Origin of the sequence: uncultured Microbulbifer sp., from assembly GCF_947489355.1 — a bacterium.
Classification (GTDB): Bacteria; Pseudomonadota; Gammaproteobacteria; order Pseudomonadales; family Cellvibrionaceae; genus Microbulbifer.
This window is the reverse complement of the sequence record NZ_CANLDD010000003.1, coordinates 103394-109135: the sequence shown is the minus strand read 5'-3', so window position 1 is coordinate 109135 and position 5742 is coordinate 103394. Positions and strand designations below refer to the sequence as shown.

Annotated in this window: 4 protein-coding genes and 2 pseudogenes; 4 read left to right on the top strand and 2 right to left on the bottom strand. The window is 49.2% G+C overall.

From position 1 onward, the window contains the following. Positions 1 to 611 precede the first annotated feature (611 nt). Positions 612 to 920: pseudogene (locus Q1A48_RS03325) on the bottom strand (IS3 family transposase); the annotation flags it as partial. Between the two features lie 320 nt (positions 921 to 1240). Between Q1A48_RS03325 and Q1A48_RS21740 the strand changes: the two are divergent. Further along, positions 1241 to 1420: pseudogene (locus Q1A48_RS21740) on the top strand (DUF433 domain-containing protein); the annotation flags it as partial. Positions 1421 to 1714: 294 nt separating this feature from the next. Here the strand turns inward: Q1A48_RS21740 and csrA are convergent. Beyond that, positions 1715 to 1903, bottom strand: coding sequence for a carbon storage regulator CsrA (csrA, locus tag Q1A48_RS03320; protein WP_299941164.1), 189 nt, complete (start codon positions 1901 to 1903; stop codon positions 1715 to 1717). A gap of 644 nt (positions 1904 to 2547) precedes the next feature. On the opposite strand from csrA, the gene Q1A48_RS03315 reads away from it, so the two are divergent. The 3 genes from Q1A48_RS03315 to Q1A48_RS03305 all read left to right on the top strand — a co-directional run bounded on the left by Q1A48_RS03315 (position 2548) and on the right by Q1A48_RS03305 (position 5706). After that, positions 2548 to 2817, top strand: coding sequence for a TfoX/Sxy family DNA transformation protein (locus Q1A48_RS03315; RefSeq protein WP_299941161.1), 270 nt, complete (start codon positions 2548 to 2550; stop codon positions 2815 to 2817). Between the two features lie 918 nt (positions 2818 to 3735). Next, entirely contained in the window at positions 3736 to 4167 is a 432-nt protein-coding gene (locus Q1A48_RS03310) for a DUF6632 domain-containing protein (protein ID WP_299941158.1), read from the top strand. A 315-nt stretch (positions 4168 to 4482) separates the two neighbouring features. Further along, complete coding sequence (locus tag Q1A48_RS03305; protein WP_299941155.1) at positions 4483 to 5706, top strand: bifunctional alpha/beta hydrolase/OsmC family protein; 1224 nt, start codon at positions 4483 to 4485, stop codon at positions 5704 to 5706. Positions 5707 to 5742: the final 36 nt, after the last annotated feature.

Here is a 5742-nt window from a genome sequence, read left to right as displayed (position 1 = left end):
TTAGTCTAAACACCTGCCATGCTCCACCTGAAGATTGAACATTGGCAATTAAAGACAGATACCAAGCATCTCACTGAATTCCCTGGTATGGAAACTGAACCCATTCCAGAAACTCCAACTTCCATGCACCCATTACATTTTTTTAAATGTCAATCCCGCTTTCTAGCAGCAATAGCAGCAATAGCAGCAATAGCAGCAATAGCAGCACAAAAATGACGGCGCAACTATTGCAAAAAAATGCTTATATTTCAATATATTTTAGAATTTTTATCTAAGACAGGCATCCATAATTGTATAACTTGTCATTCATGCTTTAGTTAGCCTGTCTCAATCTACGATCACGTAAATCAGCTATCAGCTCTCAGCACCAGTTAACCCTTCCGGTTGAGGCTCAAGAAGAAGACCATTTTTTCGGCACTGTTATATGTTCACTCTGCTTCGGTGTTTGTCTACGAAGTTGTCACGATCACTGGTTATGCCGTCATCGACTCTCTCTCAGTGGCGATGTTCGTTGTTGACCCATTGCGCAGATCCCTGTACCCGCTTCGTTGCAGCCTCGATAGTTTCAAACGGCTTGCTCGGGTAACTTGACTCGCAGTTCAAGGCTCTGATCAGACTTTCAAGGGGTTGTCATTACTCACCGAAAGCTGGCTGAACGACGCTACCACAGCAAGCATTGCAAGGTCGCCGACCAAGCGGCGCCTTTCATCGGCCCACCATTGTCTGGTGTCGAACCAGTCCGCGCTTTGTGATACGCTCCACAAGTTGCGGGTCAGGGTGCTGCTGGCATGAGCGGCGGGCTCCTCGGCATGCACCTCCCAGCCAACAATCTTGCGGCTGAAGACATCCAGAATCAGATGCAGCTCATAGAAGTCGTCACGCACACCGGACGCCAGAAACGTGGCATCCCAACTCCAAACCTGATTGGCACCATCTGCCCGGCACGGCGTTCCTCGGGTTTGGCGACTTTGCGTGGTGCTTCGGCTTCTCTACGCCGATGTAGTTGATCCGCTTCGTGCAAAACCCGATAGAATCCAGGCTCAGAGACAATGTAAATCCGTTGGTCCGCGAGTAACGGCACTATCTGTGACGATGACAGGCTTCGGGATTCCGGCTGATTTCAGCTCTCCAGTATCTTTTCTTCGCTCCCCGGTAATGAGCACGCTGCTTGGCGTTCGTAATGTATTTGCGCCTGAATGCCTATGATCTTATTAGTATATTGAGGTAAACCCCCCAGAGAAGGGCCGGCAAAGCGTGCACTAAAGGAACAAGGATTGCCGCCGCAAATATTTTGGATATGCTGGGTGGCGGGATGCTGTTTAGCGAGATCATTGATGGCTTCCCCGACCTCAATTCAACCAAAGTACGGGCTGCAATGAGTTACGCAGCAGCTCGACAAAGAAAGGGGACAGCTGCATAATTGCCCTTCTGGAAGAGCCCCTTTCTTTCAGGCTCGCTCCTCGATTAAATGCTACTTTTCTGCGGGTCATTCCCGCAAGGACTGCTCGGGAAAAAGCTCAGATGCCTGGAAATATGCGTATTATCTGGTTTGGCATTCGGCCGGTGCGTACGCAAAAGCAGATACTGGCAATGGATTTTGTGCGGTTCCTGTGAATACTATGGAGGGTTTCCGGTCTTTGCCCGATTCATGATTGCGGCCTCACAGGGCAGTTGCGGTCCATAGCGAACCCTCCCTGCCGGGAGAACCCCTTTCTCAACGATTTCCATTGTTCAGCGCCCGCTCTTTTTGGATGCGCACATACACTTCTTCCCGGTGCACGGGTAGGGATTTGGGGGCTTCTATACCTACCCTGACCTGGTTACCCGAAATACCCAATACGGTGACGGAAACATGGGTTCCAATTCTGAGATTCTCGCCTGGCCGGCGTTTTAAAATCAACATAGACCTTTCCTTCTGGATCGCAAACCCTGAACTGACTTCCCGCGATGGGAAAGCTGAGATAGTAACGTTGGAAGGAAACACAAGGCGGTGCGCGGGAACGGTAGGCGTAAAAGCAGAACAGGCGGACGCAACGCTCCCAGAGTCTGGGAAACCGTCCCAAGCATCTGAATATGCCCCACTTTATTGAAGACAAGCGGGTTTCTAGCGTATTATCCATAAAGCCATTTTGATAGCACTCTTATCAATTTGGTTAGCTGGCTCTTGGTGTTCGTGCACCTTGGGCCAGCGCCTTTTATTTACGCTTTGGTCAGATTACCGTTCTCCTGTTGAAGGGATGGCGCTTTGAGAAACTGCCTGGGCTTTTGGGGCCGCTTGCACTATTGGTGCGCAGAAACTGGCCCAATCAGGGCCCAAATACTGATAAATATCTGTGGATTTTACGCCGCTTTAACCCTAAAGAAAACCGAATGCAATCCAATAAGATTATTTTTGCGCCTATATTTCTAGACGCATGCGCTGGGAAAACCCCAGTTACCCCTTAAAAAGCGCACGCTCAATTGGCGCTCTTCAGCGCCGCTCACGGTAGTATGTAACTATTAACCCCGGTAATTTTTAGAGTGACGAAGCGGTACAAGAATAGAACAATGCCTAATAGAGCACTTTTAGAATTAAAAAATATTGGAAAAACCGTGGCATCCAAACTGTATCAAATTGGTGGCACCAATGAGGTCGAATTGAGAAAACTCGGTGCGGCCAAAGCCTACCAATTGCTCCTTGAGAAAAACACGGAAAAACAGCTTCCCGTTTGTTATTGCTTGTATTCTCTGGAGGGCGCAATCCAGGACAGACATTGGGATGCGTTTTCTGAAAATGAGAAAACAGAGCTGAGGCTGTCGGCAGGATTCGCGGAATAAACAAGCTCCAACTCTACAATGCACTGGAGTAGCGACAAGTTTCAGAGAGCCCCCTCTCACATCAGCGGACCTGCACCGCGTTGATCTTTGCCAATCCTTGAGGCCCTGTTGGGTCAGGGCCCGATGAAGTGATCCTACATTGATCTTGGCATTTTTCAGACAAGGTCCGCGCACCTGGCGTTTTACCTAGGGGGGCTGGTAATGCGTCTACTTACTAACGGGCCGGAAGGAAAGAATACTCCTCTCCCAGGACGCACGACGAATAGAGCCCTGTACGCTCGTAATCGGCACCCATGCCTCCGATCCTGGCAGAGGACTACTCTCTTCTTCTGTCTTACCAGTAACTCGCCATTGTTATAGCGGGAGGCAGTCCCTTTTGGCCTACCACACTTAATCTGCATGACCGCATTGGTTGCAACCGCTGCAAACACCTAGAAAACTACTGGCTATATCACAGTATCGTCAGAAGTCGCACTCTTGGGGCCCAAACCAAAAATATCAGCTCGGTGGTATTCAACAGAAAACACTTTTTATTATGCGGTGATCCCGACCCGGAGGGCGCCACAGTATCGAACGATACTGATATAGGTGCATGGATACTTGGTCAAGACAAGTTTGCAGGTAGACCTCTATCTGGTGGACGCTCTAACTGACTGTTATAGATTGTGGATTTAATCAATTTTTTGATCCTGGAGCGCAAGACTATAAACTAATCCATGAATTCGCATATTACGTCCATCAATAGTGTGTGCGAGGGCATCAGTAGCTGCATGGTCAAATTACAGGATTCTACCGGGCGGGAAACTTCATACATCGTTTTGCTGGCGATGCCGGTGACATGTGTATTAGCATTTTTTCATATGTCGGCCAACACAGGAAGAGACTGAAAGTATCCTGTGGGTGTAATCGGAATATTCAGTGATTTTTAACTACACCGGAGAGCCTATGGATGATATAACCCGGGTAAAGTATCTCCCCATTGCGCTAAAGATTATAGGCTTGTTTTTTATCTTTGCCATTTACCCGATGATGGTATGGATATGGCCCACCGGATGGGGATGGACGCCACCGCAGCCTGAATATGAACAGATTGTGATGGGCATATTCGCAACACTGGGTGTTTTTCTGTTCCTCGCCGCAGAGAATCCTGCCGCCAACGTCAGCCTGATTTGGTTCACCATTTGGTTGAACCTGGTCTATGCCACCATTATGCTTTTGATGGTGTTGGCTGATCGAACAGAACAGGCAAATTTGATCGGTAATATCCCGGTGCAATATTTAATAGCCGGTGTTCTCTGGTATTTGATGCCCACACACAATTTTAGAAAGAAAAAGAATGCTAGCGACTAGAATATCCTCGGGATTGTTTACCGTATGGCGCCGTGGGATTCCCTGGGTGTTTTTGATGCCTGTAAACCCAAGCTTATCCTTGCGCTATAGATTGGCAGAGGACGATACTTATTCAAACCCTTTCGCAAATATGTCGAAAAATGCCTGAAACTGCGCCTTACTGTCAAAGCATTTAGGGCTACAGCGTGTTGCCTCGCGGGGGTATCCGGCTCGACTAGACTGGAATGGCTGCAGATGCGCCATGCTGTTCTCTAGTAAAAGCCTGCGGCGGTACTGTAGAATACGGTCTTCTAACAGATAAAGAGGGAAAGTACCATGGGCAAACGCATCAAACTGGAGTTTGCTGCTACGGATGGATTGAGGGTGGCGGGTCTATTGGAGACGCCAGATGTCAATCCGCATTCCTTTGCCCTGTTTGCCCATTGTTTTACCTGCGGTAAGGAAGTGGTGTCGGCCTCACGCATTGCGCGCGCACTGGTTGCCCGAGGTTATGCCGTATTGCGATTTGATTTTACCGGGCTCGGTGGCAGCGATGGGGATTTCGCCAATTCCAACTTTTCCTCGAACATCAATGACCTGGTAATGGCTGCCAATTTCCTGCGTGATCATTATCGCGCACCTTCTTTATTGATTGGCCATAGCCTGGGGGGCGCTGCGGCTTTGGCAGCAGCCCATTCGATGCCGGAGGTCAGAGGGGTAGTGACCATCGGTGCCCCGGCAGACCCGCAACATGTCGTGAAGCAGTTTGGTTGCAAGCTTGATGAGATCAATACCCGGGGCGTGGCGGAGGTAGCCTTAGCTGGCAGGCGCTTTACTATTAAAAAACAATTTCTGGATGACCTGGAAAATCAATATCAGTCAGAAAAAATTGCAACATTGAAAAAACCTCTGCTGATATTTCACTCTCCAGTAGATGCCACAGTATCGATTCATGAAGCTGAAAAAATTTTCCGCAGCGCCAAACACCCAAAGAGTTTTATCAGCCTGGATAACGCCGATCATTTACTGACCCGGGCCAGGGATGCCGACTATGTTGCGACTACGATTGCCGCCTGGGCGACACGATATATTGAGGAACCGGAAAATATCGAGCAAAAAGCCTCTGCCATACCCAGCGGGCATGTGCTGGTTAAAGAAAAGAACAGACAGTTTACCCGCACAGTGATCAGTGATTCCCATGAATGGCTGGCCGACGAACCCACGGCAATGGGTGGCAGCGACCTTGGCCCCGACCCTTATGAACACTTATTGGCGGCACTCGGCACCTGCACATCAATGACAATTCGCATGTACGCCAGGCACAAAAAAATTCCACTACAGGACGTCTCGGTACACCTGAGTCATAACCGTGAACATGCCCGTGACTGCGAGGATTGCGAATCCAGCCCACAGAAAATTGAAGTGATCAACAGAGTGGTCACCCTGGTCGGCGATTTGTCCGATGAGGTGCGCAATCGTTTATTACAAATTGCTGACCGATGCCCGGTCCATCAGACCCTGCACAGTGATCTCAGTATCGTCACAAAACTAGCTGACTAGCAAGGCAGGAGGGAAGAATACCCCTTTGCCAGGATC

Bases quoted from the DNA above. Each gene is read 5' to 3' on its own strand.
- csrA (WP_299941164.1), bottom strand. From the start codon at position 1,903: ATGTTGATTTTAAAACGCCGGCCAGGCGAGAATCTCAGAATTGGAACC.
- Q1A48_RS03315 (WP_299941161.1), top strand. From the start codon at position 2,548: ATGCCTAATAGAGCACTTTTAGAATTAAAAAATATTGGAAAAACCGTG.
- Q1A48_RS03305 (WP_299941155.1), top strand. From the start codon at position 4,483: ATGGGCAAACGCATCAAACTGGAGTTTGCTGCTACGGATGGATTGAGG.